The organism is Dysgonomonas sp. 521, from assembly GCF_010501055.1.
GTDB lineage: Bacteria > Bacteroidota > Bacteroidia > Bacteroidales > Dysgonomonadaceae > Dysgonomonas.
Window position 1 is genome coordinate 1 of the sequence record NZ_QVMO01000049.1, and the last position, 22,037, is coordinate 22,037.

General features: G+C 40.4%; 16 protein-coding genes, 1 tRNA gene and 1 pseudogene. 7 read left to right on the forward strand and 11 right to left on the reverse strand.

All coding sequences use genetic code 11. The features are described from left to right. Positions 1-97, forward strand: a pseudogene (locus D0T84_RS23315) (hypothetical protein); the annotation flags it as partial. 163 nt (positions 98-260) lie between these two features. On the opposite strand, the gene D0T84_RS13940 reads toward D0T84_RS23315, so the two are convergent. Both D0T84_RS13940 and D0T84_RS13945 read right to left on the reverse strand, forming a co-directional pair. Further along, a complete protein-coding gene (locus tag D0T84_RS13940) occupies positions 261-800 on the reverse strand; it encodes a hypothetical protein (RefSeq protein ID WP_163308474.1) in 540 nt (179 codons plus the stop codon). A 578-nt stretch (positions 801-1,378) separates the two neighbouring features. Beyond that, positions 1,379-2,839, reverse strand: coding sequence for a cation:proton antiporter (locus D0T84_RS13945; protein WP_163308475.1), 1,461 nt, complete (start codon positions 2,837-2,839; stop codon positions 1,379-1,381). A 1,379-nt stretch (positions 2,840-4,218) separates the two neighbouring features. On the opposite strand from D0T84_RS13945, the gene mgtE reads away from it, so the two are divergent. Together mgtE and D0T84_RS13955 are read left to right on the forward strand one after the other, a co-directional pair. Further along, positions 4,219-5,610: a magnesium transporter gene (gene mgtE, locus D0T84_RS13950; RefSeq protein WP_163308476.1), complete on the forward strand. Its 1,392-nt coding sequence runs from the start codon at positions 4,219-4,221 to the stop codon at positions 5,608-5,610. A gap of 150 nt (positions 5,611-5,760) precedes the next feature. Further along, the gene (locus D0T84_RS13955; protein WP_163308477.1) at positions 5,761-6,318 is read left to right on the forward strand and encodes a sugar O-acetyltransferase; all 558 of its coding nucleotides are present in this window, start codon (positions 5,761-5,763) and stop codon (positions 6,316-6,318) included. A gap of 16 nt (positions 6,319-6,334) precedes the next feature. Here the strand turns inward: D0T84_RS13955 and D0T84_RS13960 are convergent, their stop codons facing one another. Both D0T84_RS13960 and D0T84_RS13965 read right to left on the reverse strand, forming a co-directional pair. Then, positions 6,335-7,909 (reverse strand): NAD(P)/FAD-dependent oxidoreductase, encoded by a 1,575-nt coding sequence (locus D0T84_RS13960; protein ID WP_163308478.1) that lies wholly within the window; start codon positions 7,907-7,909, stop codon positions 6,335-6,337. Between the two features lie 166 nt (positions 7,910-8,075). Then, complete coding sequence (locus D0T84_RS13965; protein ID WP_163308479.1) at positions 8,076-8,501, reverse strand: GNAT family N-acetyltransferase; 426 nt, start codon at positions 8,499-8,501, stop codon at positions 8,076-8,078. Positions 8,502-8,810: 309 nt separating this feature from the next. Between D0T84_RS13965 and D0T84_RS13970 the strand changes: the two genes are divergently transcribed. The 3 genes from D0T84_RS13970 to D0T84_RS13980 all read left to right on the forward strand — a co-directional run bounded on the left by D0T84_RS13970 (position 8,811) and on the right by D0T84_RS13980 (position 10,279). Beyond that, positions 8,811-9,359: a DNA-3-methyladenine glycosylase I gene (locus D0T84_RS13970; RefSeq protein ID WP_163308480.1), complete on the forward strand. Its 549-nt coding sequence runs from the start codon at positions 8,811-8,813 to the stop codon at positions 9,357-9,359. Positions 9,360-9,411: 52 nt separating this feature from the next. Continuing rightward, a complete protein-coding gene (locus D0T84_RS13975; protein WP_163308481.1) occupies positions 9,412-9,738 on the forward strand; it encodes a hypothetical protein in 327 nt (108 codons plus the stop codon). Positions 9,739-9,817: 79 nt separating this feature from the next. Next, on the forward strand, positions 9,818-10,279 hold the full coding sequence (locus tag D0T84_RS13980; RefSeq protein WP_163308482.1) for a hypothetical protein: 462 nt from the start codon (positions 9,818-9,820) through the stop codon (positions 10,277-10,279). 269 nt (positions 10,280-10,548) lie between these two features. Here D0T84_RS13980 and D0T84_RS13985 read toward each other — a convergent pair whose 3' ends face one another. The 4 genes from D0T84_RS13985 to D0T84_RS14000 form a co-directional block, all read right to left on the reverse strand. Beyond that, positions 10,549-10,986 carry an Hsp20/alpha crystallin family protein gene (locus D0T84_RS13985; RefSeq protein WP_163308483.1) on the reverse strand — a complete coding sequence of 146 codons (438 nt, stop codon included), beginning with the start codon at positions 10,984-10,986 and terminating at the stop codon, positions 10,549-10,551. A gap of 263 nt (positions 10,987-11,249) precedes the next feature. Next, positions 11,250-16,832 (reverse strand): carboxypeptidase-like regulatory domain-containing protein, encoded by a 5,583-nt coding sequence (locus D0T84_RS13990; protein ID WP_163308484.1) that lies wholly within the window; start codon positions 16,830-16,832, stop codon positions 11,250-11,252. Between the two features lie 157 nt (positions 16,833-16,989). Next, positions 16,990-17,241 (reverse strand): 30S ribosomal protein S20, encoded by a 252-nt coding sequence (gene rpsT, locus D0T84_RS13995; RefSeq protein ID WP_006843113.1) that lies wholly within the window; start codon positions 17,239-17,241, stop codon positions 16,990-16,992. 37 nt (positions 17,242-17,278) lie between these two features. Then, positions 17,279-17,350: transfer RNA gene (locus tag D0T84_RS14000), tRNA-Glu, on the reverse strand. A gap of 251 nt (positions 17,351-17,601) precedes the next feature. Between D0T84_RS14000 and D0T84_RS14005 the strand changes: the two genes are divergently transcribed. Next, positions 17,602-19,290 carry a M23 family metallopeptidase gene (locus D0T84_RS14005; RefSeq protein WP_163308485.1) on the forward strand — a complete coding sequence of 563 codons (1,689 nt, stop codon included), beginning with the start codon at positions 17,602-17,604 and terminating at the stop codon, positions 19,288-19,290. A 10-nt stretch (positions 19,291-19,300) separates the two neighbouring features. On the opposite strand, the gene D0T84_RS14010 is transcribed toward D0T84_RS14005, so the two are convergent. From D0T84_RS14010 to D0T84_RS14020, 3 genes are all read right to left on the reverse strand, one after another. Further along, positions 19,301-20,326 (reverse strand): low specificity L-threonine aldolase, encoded by a 1,026-nt coding sequence (locus tag D0T84_RS14010; protein ID WP_163308486.1) that lies wholly within the window; start codon positions 20,324-20,326, stop codon positions 19,301-19,303. Between the two features lie 116 nt (positions 20,327-20,442). After that, positions 20,443-20,853, reverse strand: a complete 411-nt coding sequence (locus D0T84_RS14015; RefSeq protein ID WP_163308487.1) for a hypothetical protein — start codon at positions 20,851-20,853, stop codon at positions 20,443-20,445. A 52-nt stretch (positions 20,854-20,905) separates the two neighbouring features. Next, positions 20,906-21,379 carry a hypothetical protein gene (locus D0T84_RS14020; RefSeq protein WP_163308488.1) on the reverse strand — a complete coding sequence of 158 codons (474 nt, stop codon included), beginning with the start codon at positions 21,377-21,379 and terminating at the stop codon, positions 20,906-20,908. Positions 21,380-22,037: the final 658 nt, after the last annotated feature.

Here is a 22,037-nt window from a genome sequence, read left to right on the forward strand (position 1 = left end):
AAAAAGCGGAGGAAGTTTAGACGCAGGGCAGCAATAGAACCGGTTAACGCACATCTCAAATCAGACTTCAGAATGCATGAAAATTATCTCTGTGGAGAGAGGTATGTCCAAATCAATGCTCTTCTAAGTGCCACAGCCTGGAATCTCAAGAAATGGATGAAGAATCTCATTTCTTGGCTATATAATAAATGCTGCCAACCAAATGCAAATAGTTTTCTACTGATGAAAATGCTAGCGAAATGAAAAATATTTGGAAACTTTTATATTCGTAAGGAGAGACTAAATACGGACAAGATTGCCTGAATAATCAGATGGCCGGATAGATACTCATATACAGGCATCCCGCTTTGCAAACCCGATGCATTGATAGTTTCTATTATAATGGCTAAAACCGCCAGCAATGCAATTATAACTATGGCGGCTACTTCCCATCTGATATTGGTAAATATATTGGCAAACCGATGATAAAAATTAAGAAGATATGTATATACGTACATTATCTGCCATAGCGACAACAAAACCACCAATGTGAGTATAAAAAGAGGGAATGCATTTTCGCCGAAATACTTCGCAGCAAACTCGCTCCTGTTGATAAAAGGGGAAACAAATAATAATATTATCAGGAATGACAGGATAACCGATATTATCTTCGCAAACTTCAGATTCTGATTTACAAGGGCATACCCGGGCTTATATATAGTACTTGTATCCATATAGGAAATGTGTTCGCCACATATAGTACATTCATGGATACCGTTTTTTATTTCTGATTTAGAATGGGAGCAAAGTTGTGTTTTCATACTGTAAATAATAATGCCAACAAATATAAACTAAAATATTAGAAACTGCTTAAATTTTATTCGTTCAAATTTTTAGGGATGTTTTTTACATACGCTTCGCTCCTGTGGTTGTTGGTTGTCATGCTGACGATAGGAAGCATCTCGTTTCTCAAGAGACATTTGGCTCCGCTTCGCTCTGCCTATTTGCAATTGGCTAACGCCGAACGGTGTTTCACTCCGTTCAAAATGACAAAAAGGGTATTCTTTTCAAAATATTACCAAAATCGAAAAATTCAGACGACTTCATTGCAATATCCTAACATAAAAATTTATACACATGCCCGAATAAACATTCTTTAGTAAAAAACGCATTCATTTAGCATAAAATAAGGTATCCTGACAAAACAATTTTTAGAGTACTGCGTTATATAGATGTAGTTTTGTAAAGTTTGTGTTAAGGTTGAAGAGGTCTACGATGTGATATCGTGGCCTTTTTCTTTTTTTACCTGTTGGCATAGCTTTCCATCTACGGCAAGCCTTTCCTCCGCTTACCGATATGGCAGAAGATAGCCGGATAGAACCTGAGCCGGAAGAATAACCTACTTTTTAAGGGCAGACACCACATCCGCCTCTTTCTTGTAACGGGTTTCTGTTTCGGCCCCGGAATGTTTAAAAACCTTTTGTATCAGGTTTAATAGCGGCCCTGTCATAAAGGTGGTTACCAATGCCATGATTACCATCATGGAGAACATCTCCGCATTCAGCACGCCTAAGTCGTAACCAATATTCAATACCACCAGTTCCATAAGCCCGCGTGTGTTCATCAATGTACCTATAGTCAGGCTGTCTTTCCAGCTCTGGCCTGTAAACTTGGCCGCCGCCGCGCTTCCTATGAACTTGCCGAATATAGCGACTAAGATAATCAGGCCTGTAACTTCCCACAATCCCACATTATTCAACAAGCCGATTTCGGTTCTCAGACCCGTTACCACAAAGAATAACGGCAGTAAAAGCACCAACGCGATATCTTCTAACTTATTTATAAACATTTGCCTGAACTTCTCCTTATCCGGCATCACCACACCAGCCATAAAGGCACCGAAAAGAGCATGGATGCCTATTGTCTCCGTAACGAATGAAGAAGCCAATAAGACAAGAAAAAAGATGGCAATATAGGATTTACTACCCTCATCCCCCTCTTTATAAGATTCTCCTATTCGTTTCAGCAAAGGCCTGGCAACTTTTATCATTACGATCACATAAGTTACAGCCAACAGGATAGTATAAATGGAACTAACGAGCGAACCGGCTTTCACTACAGCTATAACCGCCGCTAACAGGCACCACGCGGTAATATCATCTGCGGCGGCACAGGTAATCGCGATAGCGCCCAAACGTGTCTTTTGCATCCCTCTTTCCTGAATAATACGTGCCAGTACAGGAAAAGCCGTAATACTCATGGATATACCCAGAAACAGACTAAAAGACAGGAAAGAAATGCCATCGGGAGCAAATTCCGAATATATGAAATAGGCCAGACCCATACCTGCCGCAAAAGGCAGAATAATGCTGGCATGGCTAATGACAACCGCTTCGTGCACCTTATTTTTAAGGACATCAAGATTGAGCTCCATCCCAATAACGAACATAAACAGGACAAGCCCGATCTGGCTCAGGATCTGAAGGTTGCCTATCGACTGTACCGGAAAGATAAAGGATGATACATCCGGAAGATATAATCCTAATAATGACGGGCCAAGTATAATCCCTGCCAATATTTCCCCGAGAACAGAAGGCTGTCCTATCTTTCTGAATACCCAGCCCAACAGTCTGGCCACTATAATAATCGTAGTGACCTGAAGCAATAAAATGCCGGCAGGATGCTGCAAATTGGACACAAAGGAAGACATAGAGTCCTGGAAAGCATTGCCGGAGGCAATATTTGTCACAATGCTACGTCCGGCTTCGAGATTACGCCCAACTGTAAGAATCCAGTATATTACTAAAGAAAAACCGCCAATAATGGCTATATAGAACAATATATTTTTAATTTTTTTCATGTTGTATTCAAATTATATGGTTCTCAAAGCAAAAAGAAAGGTAGCGTAAGTATTTTTACGTCTTATTGTAACAGATAAAAGGTTTCTGTTGTTTTGCCTGTTTTAGTTAATAATGTCAATCAGGGGTTGAAAGCAGCTCAACTCCTGCCTGAAAGGCAGAATCTTCATAACCGTATGCAAGCGCAGCGTAGCTTACGTAGCAAGGGGCAATAACACTCCCCCTGCCCGAAGCGGCAGGACACACAGTATGTCCTGTCTTTCAGACAGCTGGTATTGCTCATCCTTTTTCCGCAGGTCGATGACCCGCGGTTATGAAGATTTGGCTTTTCAAGCCTTTTCTCAACTCCTGATTGGCATGAATAATGCGAATTATAATATTATAAGTCAATCTGCTGTCTTAGCTACAGTCAGGCTTCTAAGTCCGCGAAGCGGGCTAATATGGATAACCACGGGTAAAACCCGTGGAAAAAGCGAATAAGAGGAGACCGTCTCCGTAGGAGGCGAATGGGACTTATTTTCGCTGTTTTCAGTCCCTTCGGGACAATTAGCTACTATGTCTGTCAACCCTCAATTCGCATTAATAATGTCAATCAGTAGTTGATAAATTAAACGTTCTTTTATTTTTTATTCTGCGCGCAATCGCAGATTGCTTGCCTTACTTTTGGCCAAAGCTCCAAAAGTAAGCAAAAAAGCATTGCGCCCCGCTTCGCCGTACGACCCACCATCGGCTTGTCGGCTGAATGAAGTGATGAAAGATTCATCATTGCGATAATTGGCAGACGATGCTTAAAAGCGCCCGCACTTCATTCTACGCCGACTGCACCGGGTGGGTACCCCGTAGGCTTGCTAACGGCGCTGGCTGACGCCTGACGAGCAGGATTTATACCAATGTCATCAAGTTAAGTAAATCTTATCCCCTGTCATCCTGAACGATAGTGAAGGATCTCTTTTCTTAAAAGCAATTTGCTTACACGGGATGCTTCGTCCCTAGCATGACAAAGAGGAAAAAAGCTTAACTTAATGACATTGAGGGCTATCCTCAGTCTTGACACTGCGTTGCAACTCCGTGCATAAGTTCCGTTGGTGGGTGCCGAGGGACAAGCCCGGGAGGGCGCGGCAGCAGGGAGCAGGCGCGCTTAAACAAGGTTGCAAACATAATATCGTTGCTTTTAAATTGTTCTTTGAAATAAAAAAATAGTATCCCACCCTTCAATTTTTCTTCAAATAGCCTATCTTTGCACCACATTTTATAATAGGGTTATCAACGTTTTCCTAATTACATTACTGCTCCGGATTATTAGCAAACGTAAATTCATCCCGGAAACATTTTTTATATAAGAATGTTTTTGTATTATCCACTTTATTAACGCTCTGAATGGATGAAAGAAAACATAGAATTATTAGCGGAAGAAACAAGGCTTCTGGTCGATACCGGAGATACAGACATGCTACGCGTATTTCTGGACGACCTGAACATATCTGATGTAGAAGACCTCATTGACGAATTGCCCGAATACGCGCCTCTGTTTATTAATACGATGAGTATCAACAGGGCGGTAAATGTATTCCGCATATTAGACGTGCCTACTCAGGAACGTACAATAACGAAACTTTCTGCTCACAAAATATCTGAAATCATCAATGGGCTGCCCCCTGATGACCGTACTGCATTTTTCGGAGAACTGAAAAATCAGGAATTGCAACACAGGTTGATTTCCCTGCTTAGTCCGGAAGACCGGAGGGAAGTTTTCACTTTGCTCTCATACCCCGAAGACAGTATCGGGCGTATGATGACGCCTGATTTTCTTGCCATACCTAAGAATTTCACGGTAGGAGACACATTAAAATATATCCGGCTGAACGCCAAAAACTCCGAAACAATCGATGTAATATACATATTAGAAGAAAACGGTGTATTAATAGATGACTTACGGATAAAGGAACTGCTCACCAACGACCCTAAAACACGGATAAGCGACCTCATAGATGGCAGGCTTATCTCATTAAACGCGCAAGACCCTGTAGAAGAAGGAATCAAAATATTCAAGATGAACAACAGGGTAGCGTTGCCCGTAATAGATTCCGGCGGTATATTACTCGGTATTGTTACCATCGACGACATCCTCTGGGCTGCCGACGAAGAATATTCGGAGGACATGCAACGAATGGGGGGTATAGCCGCACTGGATGAGCCTTACCTCGACCTGCCTGTATACAAACTGATATGGAAACGTGCCGGGTGGCTTATCGTGTTGTTTATCGGCGAGTTGCTCACAGCCTCGGTAATGCAGTATTACGAAGAACAGTTGGCGCAGGTAATCGTATTGGCACTGTTTTTACCGCTCATGATATCAAGTGGCGGAAACAGTGGTTCTCAGGCGTCAACCCTCGTTATCCAGGCAATGGCTACAGGAGAAGTAAAACTGAAGGACTGGTGGCGTGTATTCCGCAGGGAGATCGTCTCCGGATTTAGTTTGGGAATTATATTAGGGATTATAGGTTTTTTCAGAATATACATCTGGCACCTTATATTTCCCAATCTATATGGCGAACACTGGACTATGGTGGGCTCCACCGTATCTCTGGCCCTTGTGGGCATAGTCATGTGGGGATCGCTGATAGGCTCTATGCTACCGTTTATACTCAGGCGTCTGGGCGCAGACCCGGCCACATCTTCAGCGCCTTTCGTTGCCACCATTGTGGATGTCACAGGGTTGATGATTTATCTTACGATAGCCAGCTGGATTTTCGGGCCATTGATGCATCCTTAAAAGAAAGAACAGAAAGGGTTGTGACCAAAATCACAACTCTTTTTTTTTGTGTGTTAAACAAGATTGCAATTTCATACGTTAATAATATATAGATAAGCCCAATAAATCCTCTGATATTTCTTCTATGGAATATCCCTTAACCTAGAACAGATGGAAACAAAGAAGAAAAAGACGGCAAACATTCCTGAGACCATCGAATCTCAAATGGTCATTCGCAACCGTACCAAAGGTATAATACTTGAATACAACAACCTGTATGCATCACAGAAAGAGCAACGGCAACGTATAATGGAAAAACTGCTGGGCCATTTTGGTACAGGCTCCGCAATAGAGCAGCCATTTCATTGCGACTATGGATACAACATTCATATTGGTAAAAATTTTTATGCAAATACCGGCTGTCTGCTAAAAGACAAGGCGATGATCAAAATCGGAGACAATGTCATGTTTGGCCCCAATGTCGGGATATATACATCCGGACACCCTTTCGGTATTAGAAGCGAAAATAACAAGATGCCTGAATATATTTTACCTGTAACCATCGGTAATGATGTATGGGTAGGAGGAAATGTTATTATTCTGGCCGGAGTAACTATAGGAGATAACGCCATGATAGGCGCTGGTAGTATCGTAACCTGTGATATTCCGGCAGATACAATAGCTGCCGGTAATCCGGCCAGGGTTATCAAAAAAATGATAGAGTCGTAAAGAAAGGTATTACGAATTAAGAAGTATGGTTTTCCGCCTTGAGTTTACCAGCCAGTGCTTCGGCGCAACGTTCCCCATCCATTGCGGCAGAAACTATTCCACCGGCATATCCGGCACCTTCGCCACAGGGATATAACCCTTCTATTTCAACATGCTGCATCGTATCCCTGCTGCGTACCACACGCACAGGCGACGATGTGCGGCTCTCTACGGCAAGAAGTATCGCATCGTTGGTAAGATACCCTTTATAACTATTGCCTACCTTCCTGAAAGCTTCCTGCAAACGGCTCGATACAAATTTTGGCATCCACTCATGCATAGGAGAAGGTACTACTCCCGGCGAATAGGAAGTCTGAGGCAAGGACTGGCTCTCTTTACCATTCACAAAGTCATACAGGCGCTGGGCAGGCGCAACCTGTGTCTTTCCGCCGTGTATCCATGCCAACTCTTCCAAATCTTCTACAAACTTAAGAAGCGATAACTCATCATACTTCGCATATTCAGGGAAATCTTCGGGATGTATCTCAACCACTACGCCCGAATTAGACCATCGGGAACCTCTGTTCGAAGGAGACATACCATTTACAACAACCTGCTTGGGGCCACTGGCCGATGGCACAATAGTACCACCCGGGCACATACAGAAAGAATAAACTCCACGCCCACCTGCCTGCACTACAAAACTATATTCGGCAGCGGGCAAGTACTCGCCCCGCCCTTCCTGACAATGGTATTGTATCTGGTCGATCAAATGGGACGGATGTTCAACCCTGAATCCTACGGCCAGCCCTTTTGCTTCTATTTTTATCTTCTGTTCATACAACATGTAATATACATCCCGGGCAGAATGACCTGTGGCAAGGATGACTTGCCCATGAAATGTTTTTCCGGTGTTAGTTTCTACGCCTTTTACCGCGCTACCTTCGATAATCAGCTTATCCATACGTGTTTCAAAATGGACTTCTCCACCCGACAATATTATCTGCACACGCATTTTCTCTATAATGCCCGGCAATTTATCCGTACCGATATGTGGATGGGCATCCACAAGGATAGAGGTATCGGCACCATGCTGGCAAAAGACGTTCAGTATTTTTTCTACATTCCCGCGTTTCTTACTGCGGGTGTATAGCTTCCCATCCGAATAGGCGCCTGCTCCCCCCTCGCCGAAGCAATAGTTGGATTCAGGGTTTACCACATGCTCCCTGTTCATCAGGGCTGTATCCCGTTTGCGGTCACGCACATTTTTTCCACGTTCTATTACGATGGGGCGAATACCCAATTCGATTAAACGCAGTGCGGCAAACAGGCCTGCAGGGCCTGCCCCTACAACGATAGCCTGCGGACAGTCCTTCACATTCGGATAGAAAGTACTCACAAAGGCCGGATCGTTTTGTTCTTCATTTACGTACCCCCTTACTTTCAGGTTTACAAAAATGTTACGTTGGCGCGCATCGATCGAACGGCGCAAAATACGAACTGAATTTATATCTTTGACTGGGATACCTGACTGGGATGAAAATATACGTTTGACTTTTTCTATATCTGACGCCTGTTCGGGCGTAACGCGTAAGTCTATATCTTTTTGCATAAATAATAAATATTGAGATGCAAAGATAAGTTATTTAGAGCCTGTTTAAATTTTATAGCAAATCTTTTTTATAGCTACTTTTAGATAGATTTTATCATTTTTGCTAATAGAACCAACGGTCAGCAGGCTAAAATCCAGATTTTAGATAAATAGATGAATATCATAACTATACCGTTATCCTGTACACATTCGTATCGCGCAGTTCGAAACCTATCTTCCGATAGAGATTGTTAGCCGCCACGCGGGCAGGATTTGATGTAAGGTTAATGCTGGAGACATCAAGCCCACTTGCAAAATCTACCGCATGATTTAAAAGTGACTCCCCTACGCGTTGCCCACGGGCGCTTATATCTACTACCACATCTTCTATCCATGCTTTCGTTCCCGATGGTGTTTGCACAACGGCTAAAGTCAGTGTACCTACAATGTTTGGGTTATAAGCCAAAAAGAGATAAGTGTTGGATGTATTTATTATAGCTTCTAAATCCTCTTTTCGTGGGACTCCTGATTTGGGGTCTAATTGAGGTATCAGTCTGGAAAACGCTTCCACAACTTCATTCGTTATCTGCTCAGCTTGCTTTACTTCTATCATATTAATCGGTTTATTACCACAAAGATATATTTTCAATATAGTTTTTCATTATATTTGAATGAAAATAAAAAGAATCAGTAACTGTTTAAATTTTATTCGTTCAAATTTTTAGAGATGTTTTAGAGATGTTTTCTTCTTCCTCGAAACGATAATAGCAGGCTATTTACATACGCTTCGCTCCTGTGACCGCTGGTTGAGTTGAGAGAAAGGAAAAAACAGCCGAAAACAGACTAAAAATGAACGAAGAAAAAGATATAATAAAATATTCGTATAAAATTTAAACAGTTACTCAGTAAAAACACACGATATATGAGTTACTGTGACTATGTAAAAAGCCTCGCGTCCGGAGAAAAAGACCAACACAGGAATTATCATGATTATCATTATGGATATCCTATCGATGACGATAATGAACTGTTCGGACGTTTAGTGCTCGAAATCAATCAGGCAGGCCTGAGCTGGGAGACTATACTGAACAAACAGGCCGGATTCAGAAGGGCTTATCATAATTTTGACATCAAGACTGTTGCCGGATACGATGACAGGGAAAGGGAACGCTTATTGAATGATGCTTCAATAATAAGGAACAGGTTGAAAATAGACGCTGCCATACACAATGCCAATACGATTCTGTCCTTACAGGGCGAATACGGCTCATTCAAGAACTGGCTGGACTCCCACCATCCGAAAACGAAGGACGAATGGGTGAAATTATTTAAAAAGACGTTTAAGTTTACAGGAGGAGAAATAGTGAACGAATTTCTTATGAGTACAGGCTATTTGCCGGGAGCACACGACAAAGGCTGTCCGGTTTATCAGAAGATAGAGGAACTGAACCCGGCATGGAAGAGTAAATAATTTATGGAATAAGCAAGAGATGTTACTCTATAAAATATAATCGGAAAATGACATGAAAAGAAAATCATACAACCTGTTATTCCGTTTCTTCTCTTTTCTGGCGGATAAGACAAACGGAGCGCCCCTTTTTGTAAAATATAAGTTGCTACTAGGTACCCTAATCATTGGGGTAGCAGGCACATCCTGCTCAAATAAGAGTAAGGTAACGTGCTATGACATGTCGCTGCCTCCCGATGAAGACAGTATGCAAATAACATGTTATGAGCCAACTGTACCCTTTGATACACTTAACGAGCCGACCGTGCCGGAGGAGATGATAACATATTACGATATAGCAGCTCCGACAGAAACAATACCCGAAAAGAATAAGGAAGATTAGATACCTAAAATATTTTTTATTGCATATTTTATAATAACTTTGCTTTCTCAAAATAACTTTACAACTAAAATATGACAATATGAGAACATTGCTTGTTACTTTATTCATCCTTCTGGCTGCAAATATCAGTGCACAGGAAACAGCGGATAAAAGGACTGTGATTGAGATGAATACACAGTTCACGTTGAAACTTGTAAAAACCGATACAGGTTATGATTGCACTGTAATTAACAAAGAGCCTTACAACCAACTGATTGATTTAAAAACTATATACTCCTTGCTGCCCGATTCCAATATTGACGAAATACACGGAGTATTGGCTTATACCAACTACGAAAACAACCTGAATGCATTTCTTATCTTAAAAAGCGGGGTAGAAGTTCCTTTGAAATATAATCTGGGTATAAAAAGAGAAGACAATACACGATTCGAAAAGAGTTCTGCTCTTAACCTGTTCCCCGATATGCCTTCTACCGAAGTGTGGCCTTTCCGGCTGGATGGGGTGCTGTTTTCAGGCTTCAATGATGCTGTTACAGAATAAACGAGAAAGACTTAGTAACTGTTTAAATTTTATACGAATATTTTATTATACCTTTTTCTTTGTTCATTTTTAGTCTGTTTTCGGCTGTTTTTTCCTTTCTCTCAACTCAAATAGTCCGCTATTATCGTTTCGAGGAAGGAAAAAGCATCTCCAAAACATCTCTAAAAATTTGAACGAATAAAATTTAAACAGTCACTTACAGTATAAGAAACAAAAGGTTGTATCCTCACGGGTACAACCTTTTTATTAACCTAAAACCTAAACTTAACTTATTTAATTTCAATCTTTTTTACCTTATCTTCCAACGCCTTATCTAGTTTAGGCAATGTAACTTGCAACACCCCGTCTTTTTGAGCGGCGACAATATTCTCCGTATCTACATTTTCAGGGATTGTAAAGCTGCGAGAGAAAGAAGAAGTCCTGAATTCCTGACGTAAAACTTTTTCGTTTTCGTCTTTTTCTTCGCTTTTAACCTCATTTTGTGCCGATATTTTAAGCACATTCTTTTCAATCTCGATTTTTATATCTTCCTTCTTAAATCCGGGAACAGATAATTCAATATTGAATGCTTTTTCATTTTCAGACACATTTGTTGCAGGGAGATTACCTTCAACAAAATTAAACATATCATCATTCAAATAATTACTAAAGAAAGTTGGGAAAAAGCTACCACTTCTGTCGAATTTTCTAATTAATTGATTTCTCATAATTTTATCCTCCTTAATTTATTATTATTGTATTGTTTCTAATAGATTCTTTTTCTATTTGTAAAGTAATATTCAAAAAGCGTGCTAGACTGCAATTGTGTCAGTTTAAAATATATTAAAAATTCCTGAATGGGACACAATTGATTGTTAATAATATTATTATGGTTAAAACGAAAAAGTTGTCTTTAATGACAATATGTCATAATTATAAAAAAACGGTGCAAAGTATACTTTGCACCGTCATAAATCGGAAGCGGGTTTTATTATTTCACTTTCTCCGTTATGTCCACCTTTCGCAAATCATTATTTGCATTTATAACAGGGAAATACATCAACTCTACCTTTGCAGGATTTAAAGTATAGCGGCCTGTATAGCGAGGCAGAAGCTCGATGTTGTATGTATATGTACCTTTAGGCAAGTCTTCGCAGAATATCACTACCTTTTCCTTAAAATATTCGCGGTGTACTTCTCTGCCGGAATAATAGCCCCTATTCTTCGATGCATAGCTGCATCCCGCCGGAATAGGCACCTCGATCATTACATGCTCCGCTTTCTCCTGTTTTACATTTACCGTTACCGATAGGGATACAGGGGTTCCTGCCGTCAAACGATCCTTACTTAAGGAAGATTTCACATCGAAAGCCTCACTGGTATGCTCATCCGTTACCAGCCTGTAACTATACGCAGTGTAGATAAGCGGCATACCTTCTTTCTTTTGTATACTGAGTGTTTCGCCTCGTGTAAGAGTAGTCTCATAAGGGAATTGCGTAATTTCTTTATTTTCTTTTCCTCTGAGAATTACCGTAGCAGGCTTATCTTTACTATATGATCCGGCCAGCAGGTCAGGAAAAACAGTAGCTAACGCCGACGAAGCCTGATAGGTATTCCAGCCGCTTGCTTTAGTACCCAGAATATACATCTGCATCGGTTCTTTCAATTCTTGCAGAGTAGAATCATTTCTTACGATGCGGTATGCAATGAGCGTATTATTCAATTTGTCGGAATACCAATAACGGTCCTGACGGCCATCGTCACAATACACTTCCCCCAGAATCGCTTTTTTCATATATTTAGCGATACTATCGGCTTCATATCCAATATTCTGCTTCTGGCGAACTTCCCATAATAATAATTTCTCTTTCAGGAACGACCGTTTCTGATACCAGTCGCTCTTATATTTCTTACGGTTGCTATCTACGATAGAATCATCATAAGCCTGACACCTTGCGACTTCCTTTTCCAGTATATCCACTGCCTTAGCGTAATCCTGCTTTGCTCCCCACTCCGACAAGGCATGTATAACCTCTATATCGTACAGCGAAGATGCCCTGTATGGCTTAATATCGGCATAATCGGTTTCTACCTTCCGGAAATTCATATTTACCGTATATCCGGCATCTTTAGCCATTTTCAGCGCACGCATAATATGTGCCGACATCCAGAATGAAGTGTTCGACGACAATCCCCACCACGACCACATCTGCTTATCGTTACGGTTCTTAAGGAGGCGGTTAATGATTTCTTTTACACTTTTATCATGCTTGAACTTCTCTCCCGTATATTGCTGGTATATCCTGTAATTAAGCAATCCGATCAACTTTGACGCCAATTGTTCATTACATGCATACTTATATCCGGTAAGATAATAAGTGGCATCCATATATACATCGAGCTGCTTGCCAGATATACGGACTTGTACCTTCTCGTTATCGGCAGCCGATACTTCAATATTATCCTGATCGCGTAAAAAGCTTAATGTGCCTTTCGCCAGTTCCGTACCTTGCGGTACTACAGATATACTGCGCTGCTCCCCATCGGAATAGCCATCGTTGCGGGTAAATACATACTGTGTGGTGATGCTATCTGTATCTGCCGCCGTTACATACAGTTTTTCACTGTACGAACTGCCAAAATCTATATGCTTCTGCATCAAAGTATCTTGTTGCAACTTGAAGGTTACCTTACCCTGTATTTGAGGATCTTTGGTATAATTACGGATTGTACCCGCAAAATTACTGGAGTCGCCAACTACAAGGAACTGGGGCGTTTTCAACTCTGCCATCAACGGCTTATATGATTTTATCGACTTGCGGAATGTTCCTGTTTTCAGCTTGCGGTTCATGGCATATACCACAGCGTCCCATTTGGTAATATTATCAGGGAATATAGCCGTAAACTCCGCTTTCCCTTTCTTGTCGGTATATAAACGCGGCTCCCAGAACCCGACATCCGAGAAATTTGTTCGCAGCCCGCTTAACTGCATCAATTCACTATACAAACGTTCTTCGGCATCATCGCCAGGACTATCTTCGGCATCATCAAAGTTGTCAAGCATTTCCGGACGGGCGGGCGCGCTCATGCTGCTAGTATCATAACTGACAGTAGAAACAGACGCGGTCAGATAGCTCTTCTTTTGCACTCCATATCCGACAACGACTACCTCATCGAGCATCGCGGCGTCATCTTCTAAAGTAACGGAAACCTGGCTCTTTGCTGTAACCTTTAATTCCTTCGGTTTGAAGCCTATATATGTAAACTTCAGCACAGCATCTTCTCCATCTATTTCGAGGCTGAAATTACCGTCAAGATCGGATATAGCGCCGTAGGATGTGCCAACCACCTGAACAGAAACCCCGATCAATGGTTCTCCAGTATCATCTTTAACAGTACCTGTGACCGTATTCCCGAATGTTTTTTTCCGTGTATACCATGTTTCCGACATAGAATAATACCTATAATCGGATGTCGATTTATACACAGTAGCGCCTCCCCTCAGCGACAGCCATTTTAACGATACCGTATCAGCCTCGTATGCTGTCAACTTGGTCATATTTAAATCTAAATACGTATTTTTCTCAAATTTCACGTTATCCTGCTTCAGGTATTTCCCGTTATTGTACAATAATATGACATTATATGTGCCTTCTGCTATCTGGGAATATTTCCGATAACCGTAGTCATACATGTCCGGATAAACTATTTTTCCCGATATGATATTTTCAAACAACAGGTTAGACACGCCGGACTTTTCTTTCTCCTCAGGAAAACGGAAGTTCATATTCAACCCTTGTTCCGAAACGAGAATATTTCGCGGATGCCAATCTCCTTTCCCTTTCTGGCATTCTTCGAGCCGCTTCCTGAATTCCCTCGCATTCAGCATAAAATCGTTTAAGTCGTAGAATTTATTACTGTAATTATAAGACATATAGTGAGGCAATACCTTTTCAGGATATTTATAAACCACATTCGTGTCGAATTTATAAGAGAAACCTCCCTCGTGAAAATATTCTACACTATCGCCATACCGTGCCGTACCGTACGGGATAGGCCCGGCAAGTACACTACCACGGCGAGGCATCAGGCAGGATTGAAAGACCGGATAAACAGCGCCTGCTCTTTCCAGGTATGTATAATCCGAATACTCGGGTACCGGCAGGCGGGATATATAATTGCTGTACCTGTTGCTCTCCTCGCTTGTAAAACTATTGCCATTGTTGATTTTAATAACTTTCGCATTCACAGGTAAACGATCTATATCCAGGCTAAGAACTGTCTTTTTTCCGGCATCGAAACATATTGAATCTAAACGGATGACACGATCCGGCAACCTCAGGGAGATAGTCTGACACACTGTATCCAAAGCGGGGAAAGAATAAGACTTAGGCTGATCTGTCCACGAAAAATACAATGGCAGGTTATTCCGTTCGATAGCGTATATTTCCACTGCCTGCCCATCCTTCATTACATAAGGGGCAAACTGTGTAGTTCCATCGGGTGTATCGACTGTGTGCCGGAATAGAGTATACCACGGATAAGTGAACTTATAATAATCAACATTTTCCAGATTAGCTAATTTGTTCCAGAATTTATAATTGAGCGGCATACTGAAACTATAATTCCTCTCGTCCATAGAGAAAGTGGCCCGCTGTTCCCTTGTACGCGGCGGAGCGCCATAATATGGAAGATCGGGAACATCATGCCCCAGTAATGTATTCACGGAAAATGCCGTCAGGTCGACACCCGAAACAGGTTTCCCTAAATTATCTTTTACCGTTACAGTGGCGTCAATCTTTTGACCGGGATAAACCCTGTCCGGAAGATTAACATCTATATCAAGGAATTCCGTCTTGGGAACGAACACCCTCCTGTATGCCTCCTCTTCATTTCCCATAAAGTAAAAGATTTCGACATAGTGGGCTACTTCCAGATCCGTATTCGGATATTTAAAGTCAAATTCGGAACCTGAACCTTTCTCCAGCAATATATTTCCCTGATATATAAACCACGATACTTCCAGCGCCAAAGGATTTACCAGTTTCACATTGAATGAGTCTTTCTCTATACCTCCCGTTAAATCCAGTCTTGAAGGGATACTGCTATTATCTATTATTTTATTCAGCGTTGAGTCGATACTTTTAATCGTATAATAACTCCGTTTTTGGTTGAATTTTTCCGTATATGGTAATTCTACAATCTTGGCTTCTACCAGATCATCATATTTTATTTCGGCTAGTATTTTTTGTTCTTTTCCCAGTTTATAATAAGAGAAAGTAATGGAGTCGTTCTTCGTTTCCGTCACTATTTCATCCTTCGAGTAATAGAATATAGCGTTTGCCCGTTGCTCCATCACCTGATTGTCGAATGTAGTCACACGTACCGAGACTGAATAATTACAATCCGATTCTTTAAATAATCCGGCGGGAATATCCAGCATGGTAGGAGAATCATTATTCAGATCGATTTGTTGAGATAACAATACATCCGGCAGGGTCAGCATATCTGTATATGAATTCTCTACACGTCCTCTGGTAACCACTACCTCGGCCCTTGTATCCAATAAATACAGGCCGTTGGCATCCGTTACTTTAATCGCTACCCGGTTTGTATCCGGAGAATAGTGAACCCGCTGGCTCAACTGGACTTCCAGCTGACTATCGTATAGCTCATAGTCCTCGTAGCGGAATCCCGTGGATGACACAACCCTTCCTTTCTTGTCGCGGAGTTGTATATAATACGTATCGTCTAATCTTAGCTTTAGTGAATCGTCCAGATTTACCTCTCCTGCAAATCCGCCCTCATGATAAGGTTCCAGTGTCGTTATTTGCTTATACTCGTATCTGCCGGGCATGCTCATCCATACTTCCAATGGTTCTTTTATCGGACGTTTCCTGCCTGATAGCGCATACGACTTGAAACGGACAGTCTCTTTCGGCTTATACTTATTTTTATCGGTTATCATATAACTGTAAAAGTCTGGGGACTTCCCTTTTCTGTCGTTATATGAATTATACCAAGGAGAGACAAGATGTTTCCTTAAATCGAAAACAGCCATAAATTTATCCAGTTCGACAGTGAGTATCCTCATAGGCTCCTCAGACCAATAGTCATCAGTGGTGTATGTCCTGCTGTTTTTATCGTATTCTAAACGTGAGCCTCCCAGTTTGATTTTCGCATCATCCCTTATTTCCCCGGAGGCATCCGTTATCTGAATTGTCAATGCTCCATATTCTTTGAAGAGATATACATGGAACGGCACTACAGGTTTATAATTAAAGTTTACCTTGTTTTTTATAATCCTTGCATGGAGAAAATGTCCCTGTTCAGGCTCATTAGCCCAATTATTTCCGATGAAGGAACCTTTGGGGCTGTGAAGCATCTTCAATATCAGGCTGTCTTTCGGATCACTTTTCAGCAATTTCAAAGCTTCTTTATTGCTAATTTCGAAGACGTAGGTTTCGCCTGTAGTTTCAGGCCAGTTGATAAGCTGAGCCGTTACCGTACTAAAACATAAGGATAATAAACTTAAAAGAAAAATGTATCTTAAGGTAATGTGTGAAGGTGTCATATCGTTTGTATGAGATATTTATAGTGTTTAAATATCAAATATAAAACAATATTTCTGTAAATATGATATTATGGTTATCCTATTTACCATCCCTAAATAAAGAAAGGCTAAACTTTCGAAAGTTTAGCCTCTTCATATAATGAATTATTAGTGTTATTTACAGAGAATGTACGTGAGCAGCCAATTTTGACTTTAAGTTGCCTGCCTTGTTTTTATGTATTACATTCTTTTTAGCAAGCCTGTCAAGCATAGAACAAACACTTGGATATTGTTTTTGAGCTTCTTCCTTATCTGTCAATAAACGGAATTTACGAACTGCATTACGTGTAGTTCTTGCTACATATCTGTTTCTCAAGCGTCTTGTTTCGGCTTGTCTGATTCTTTTTTCTGCTGACTTATGATTTGCCATATTGACTAATCCTTATTTTTTATTGTTTATTTATTTGTAGCCCATAGGGGAGTCGAACCCCTCTTTCAAGAATGAAAATCTTGCGTCCTAACCGATAGACGAATGGGCCATCCTGTGGAGTTTTCTCTGTTTTCACAGCGTCTTTCTCCTGCGATTGCGGATGCAAAGGTAATTCATTTTTGATTATTTGCAAATATTTACTATTATTTTTTTTCATTTTCTTTAAACATCATCATTATACTATTGATTGTCAGTAAGCTCAACAGCCCTTCTTTTCTGACAAAACGACCTGGAATGAATAAAATTTGTGGTAATCTGCCGAATCTGTTATTTTTGTACCATCAAAAGTCATAAAAACAGATGAAAAAGAATATACTATTTTTGCTCTCTATATTTACAATAACAACATCTATTGCCCAAAACCCATACAGGTCGCCACTCGGCATTCCGCTTATACTCAGCGCTAATTTTGGAGAATTAAGGCCGAACCATTTCCATTCCGGAGTAGACTTGAAAACGGAAAGAGTCGTTAATAAACCCGTTTACGCAATGGCAGATGGGTATATATCACGAATATCGATATCCCCTTCGGGCTACGGGCTGGCTTTATATATAGATTATCCGGCTACTGGACAAACTAGCGTTTACGGACACTTAAACAAATATGCGCCCAAAATAGCGGAATATGCAAAAGGCAAGCAATACGAAAACGAAAATTTCAGACTGGATGTAACACTCAACGCGCATGAGATCCCCGTAAAGAGAGGCGAATTAGTAGCCTATAGCGGAAACACCGGGTCTTCAGGCGGGCCGCATGTACATTTTGAAATAAGAAACTCTGCAGATCAGGTTGCGATTGACCCGCTGGAGTATTACAAAGATGTGATAAACGACACCCAGGCACCGCTGATAAAAGGAATAGCTATCTATCCGTTAAATGAAAAGGGCGCCGTGGATTTTAGCCGGGACACATACAGGAAAAGGATTACAGTACTGAAAGACGGAAGTTATTCAGCACTAAAAGACACAGTTCAGGTATGGGGCCAAATCGGTATCGGAGTGAATACGAATGACAAAATGAATGGAACGACAAACATATATGGTGTCAGGAGAGTGCGTTTGTTCTGCGATGATAAAGAGATATTCTCATCCGATTTGTCAAATGTAGATTTTAGCAAAACGAGGATGATAAACAGTATGACTGATTTTGATTATTGGTACAGGAACAGAATATTTTACGAAAAATCGTTTATCGAACCCGGAAATAAATTATCCATTTACAAATCTGTAAATAACGGATATATAGACATAAAGGAAGAACGTATCTATAACCTCCGGTACGAACTGGAAGATATATATGGCAATCAGACTGATTACTCATTTTGCGTAAAAGGCAGGGAGCAAACGATTCCTCAAAAAAGACGCTGCACACAGATGATGAAATGGAATCAGGATAATGAGTATTCATCGGATTTGTTCTCTCTGAATATCCCGAAAGAATATTTATATGACGATATATGCTTTATGCTTAATAGCTATCCTTCAGCCAAATATCTATCCGATTTATTCGAAGTAAACGACACATACATACCATTGCATGATTATTGCAATATGACAATCAAACTGAACAAGGATTCGCTATCAAACAAATCGCAATATGGCATTGTCCGCATCAATGGCAATAAAGAAAACTGGATAGGTGGCACATACAACGATAGTCATATAACCGGACGTATACGCGAATTGGGCGGTACATATACAATAAGCACAGATACCAAAGCCCCTGTAATTACCCCTGTGCAACCGGAAAGATGGACGAGGCAGGCTGAGATAAAAATCAAATTATCGGACGACAAGAGTGGTATATCGTCATTCAAAGGCACAATAGACGGATCCTTTGCCCTATTCGAAAATGATGTAAAATCGCCGGTCTATTCTTATAAGTTTGACCCGGAAAGGCTAAAAAAAGGACAGGTGCATAAACTCGTATTTACTGCAACTGATGCCTGCGGCAACACTTCCAGCTATGAATATGAATTTAAATATTAGAAATAAAGCTTTATAGGCCGGACAAATCTTCAATAAACCTGTCTACTACATCTTCCGGCGTAGCCCACGATGTGATGAACCGTGCCACTGAGTAATCTTCATCAACAATACTCCAGATGAGGAATGCATATTGTTCTTGCAATACCCTGATTAGTTTATTGGGCAGTATAGGGAATATCTGATTTGTATCCGAACCGGTCAGCATCGAATATCCGAGGGATGTAAAAGCCTCCGATATCTTTGCCGCCATCTTGTTGGCATGAGCAGCCAGGTCAAATATTAAATTATTTTGAAGTAGTTGTTCGAACTGAACACCCATCGTCCTGCCTTTAGCCGTCAATGCGCCACGTTGCTTCAGATGGTACTTGAAATCCTTATCTATATCCGGATTAGAGATAACGACAGCCTCCCCTAACAATGCTCCGCATTTTGTCCCGCCGATATAAAACACATCTGTCGATGCAGCGACATCAGCCAGGGTCAAATCATTCGATGGCGCTGTAAGTGCCATAGGCAAACGTGCGCCATCCATGAATAGGATAAGGTCATTTTCTTTACAAAAAGAATAGAGTTCCGTCAATTCGTTTTTAGTATATACAGTCCCTAACTCTGTAGAATTTGAAATATATACAACTCTTGTACGGACTACATGATGTCCCCGCAGCTTATTCAAAAAAGGTTTAATATCTTTAGGGCTAAGTTTTCCGTTTTGGGTATTTGCGGCTTCTACCTTATGACCCGTCGCCTCTATAGCTCCGGCCTCATTCACATATATATGCCCTGTACAGGCTGCAACAACGGATTCGAAAGGGCGTAAGATAGATGACAAAACGACCAGATTCGCTAAAGTTCCGCCGGATATCATGTGTACACCTACATCAGGGTTCTGTGTCAATTGACGGATGATTTGTACAGCATGCTGCGTATGTTCATCATCGCCATAACCGGCTTGTTGTATAAAATTATGCTCTGTAAGAGACTTCAAGATGGAGGGATGGCAACCCTCCGAATAATCATTGGCAAAACTATATTTCATCTTCCCGTTAGTTAAATATTTTCGGGATGTAAATATAATCAGTAAAAAGGGATATTATTATAGTTTTCCCTAAAAAAGAAAAACACCCTGTCGAAGGATGTCTTTTGTTGTAAATATCAAACCGTTATGTCATGCAATGAAATTTCCCGTACTTTAATGTCCGCCATTACAACATTCATATCAATATCATGGGTAATCTCTTGTATATGGCTCTGATTTCTCAAGCCTCTGTTAAGTTTAAGAGCTAAGATTGTTTTGTCGGCAAAAGTATCAATCCTCTTAAACGGCAAAGGTAGAATTTCATGCTTATAGAGTTTTTCCACCTCTATTGTACGGGTTTCTTTATTTTTTACCCAGACCAGAACTGTTTTAATCTTAGTGAATGAGCTCCTTATAGTCAAATCCGTAATTAGGATTTCATAACATCCGACTTGCTTCGATAGCTGGCTCCCATTATCACTAATAGTATATCCTGCCTTGTTTATCTCTTTGATATACTTTTTTATATATGGAGAATATTTTTTCATGAGCATAAATATAAGAAATGGTTGAAAAAGATTACTTTAAAAACAGAACCTTTCACACAATCATCTGACTCGCTTTATCCTTAACCCCTCTCACATAACCTTCAAAAAAGAATGGGATATTATCTTCTTGTCCGTTCTCAAAACGCCCTTTTACCTTTTCATAGGCTAACAACGACATTTCAAATTCAGGTTGTCCCGTTACCAATACGGGTTGTTCCAAACGATCATACCAATAATATTGTCCACCAAAATTCGTCCTTGCTACTTCAAATACATAAGCTCCAATTTTTATTATCATTTTTCGCTTTGTATCGCTATCAGCTTTTTTATAAAACTCTACACTGTCCTCAATTATCTGATCTACTTCATACAGGCTATGCACACTAAAATCAAGCACAGTGTCATCTCTGAATTGTTTTACCAACAAACCGGCATTAGCGGACATCTCCTCAGCAAACTGCTGACGATCCTCCTCTGAAACTTGTACTACTTTTTTATTTCTTCTAAAGAAATCAAAGAATCCCATATCGATGGATTTAATACTCAGCTCTGGAGAGCCGTAAACACAAATTTTAAATATATTTCCATAAAACAATCATACAGCATATAAAGTTTACAGGAAAACGTATTTATTTTTTTACTTTAAATTATATCAATTTACACCAATGAAACAGAAAAAATAATAAATAAAACTATATAATATTCTTTCTGTTTATAAGTCTAAATCAATAAATCTAAATTACAAGATAAACAAGGAACATCTTATATACAAAAGATGTATCCTCTTCTTTTCATGTTAACGTCCGGCAACACACGAGTAACACCAAGGCATAAAGCCTTTCTACATATTCACCCCAACCTGAGTCTTCAAAACAATACAACTCACCCTGTAAAGAAAGAACATTCCCTTAATCTAAATTTTTTTTCTAAGATTATTTGCTTTACAGCTGCACTCAAGCAGACTCCAAGTAGTACTTTTCGGGCCAAAATATTGGCAAAAAAGACGGCTAAACATAGTATTATATCAAATCTGTACATAATGTATAGCTTTGGGGTCTACAAATTTAGCGTATTAAGTTAATTAAACAAATTTTTACAGATAAAATTTAGAGCCTGTTTAAATTTTATTCGTTCAAATTTTTAGAATTGTTTTGAGATAATCTTTCTTTCCTCGAAGCGATAGC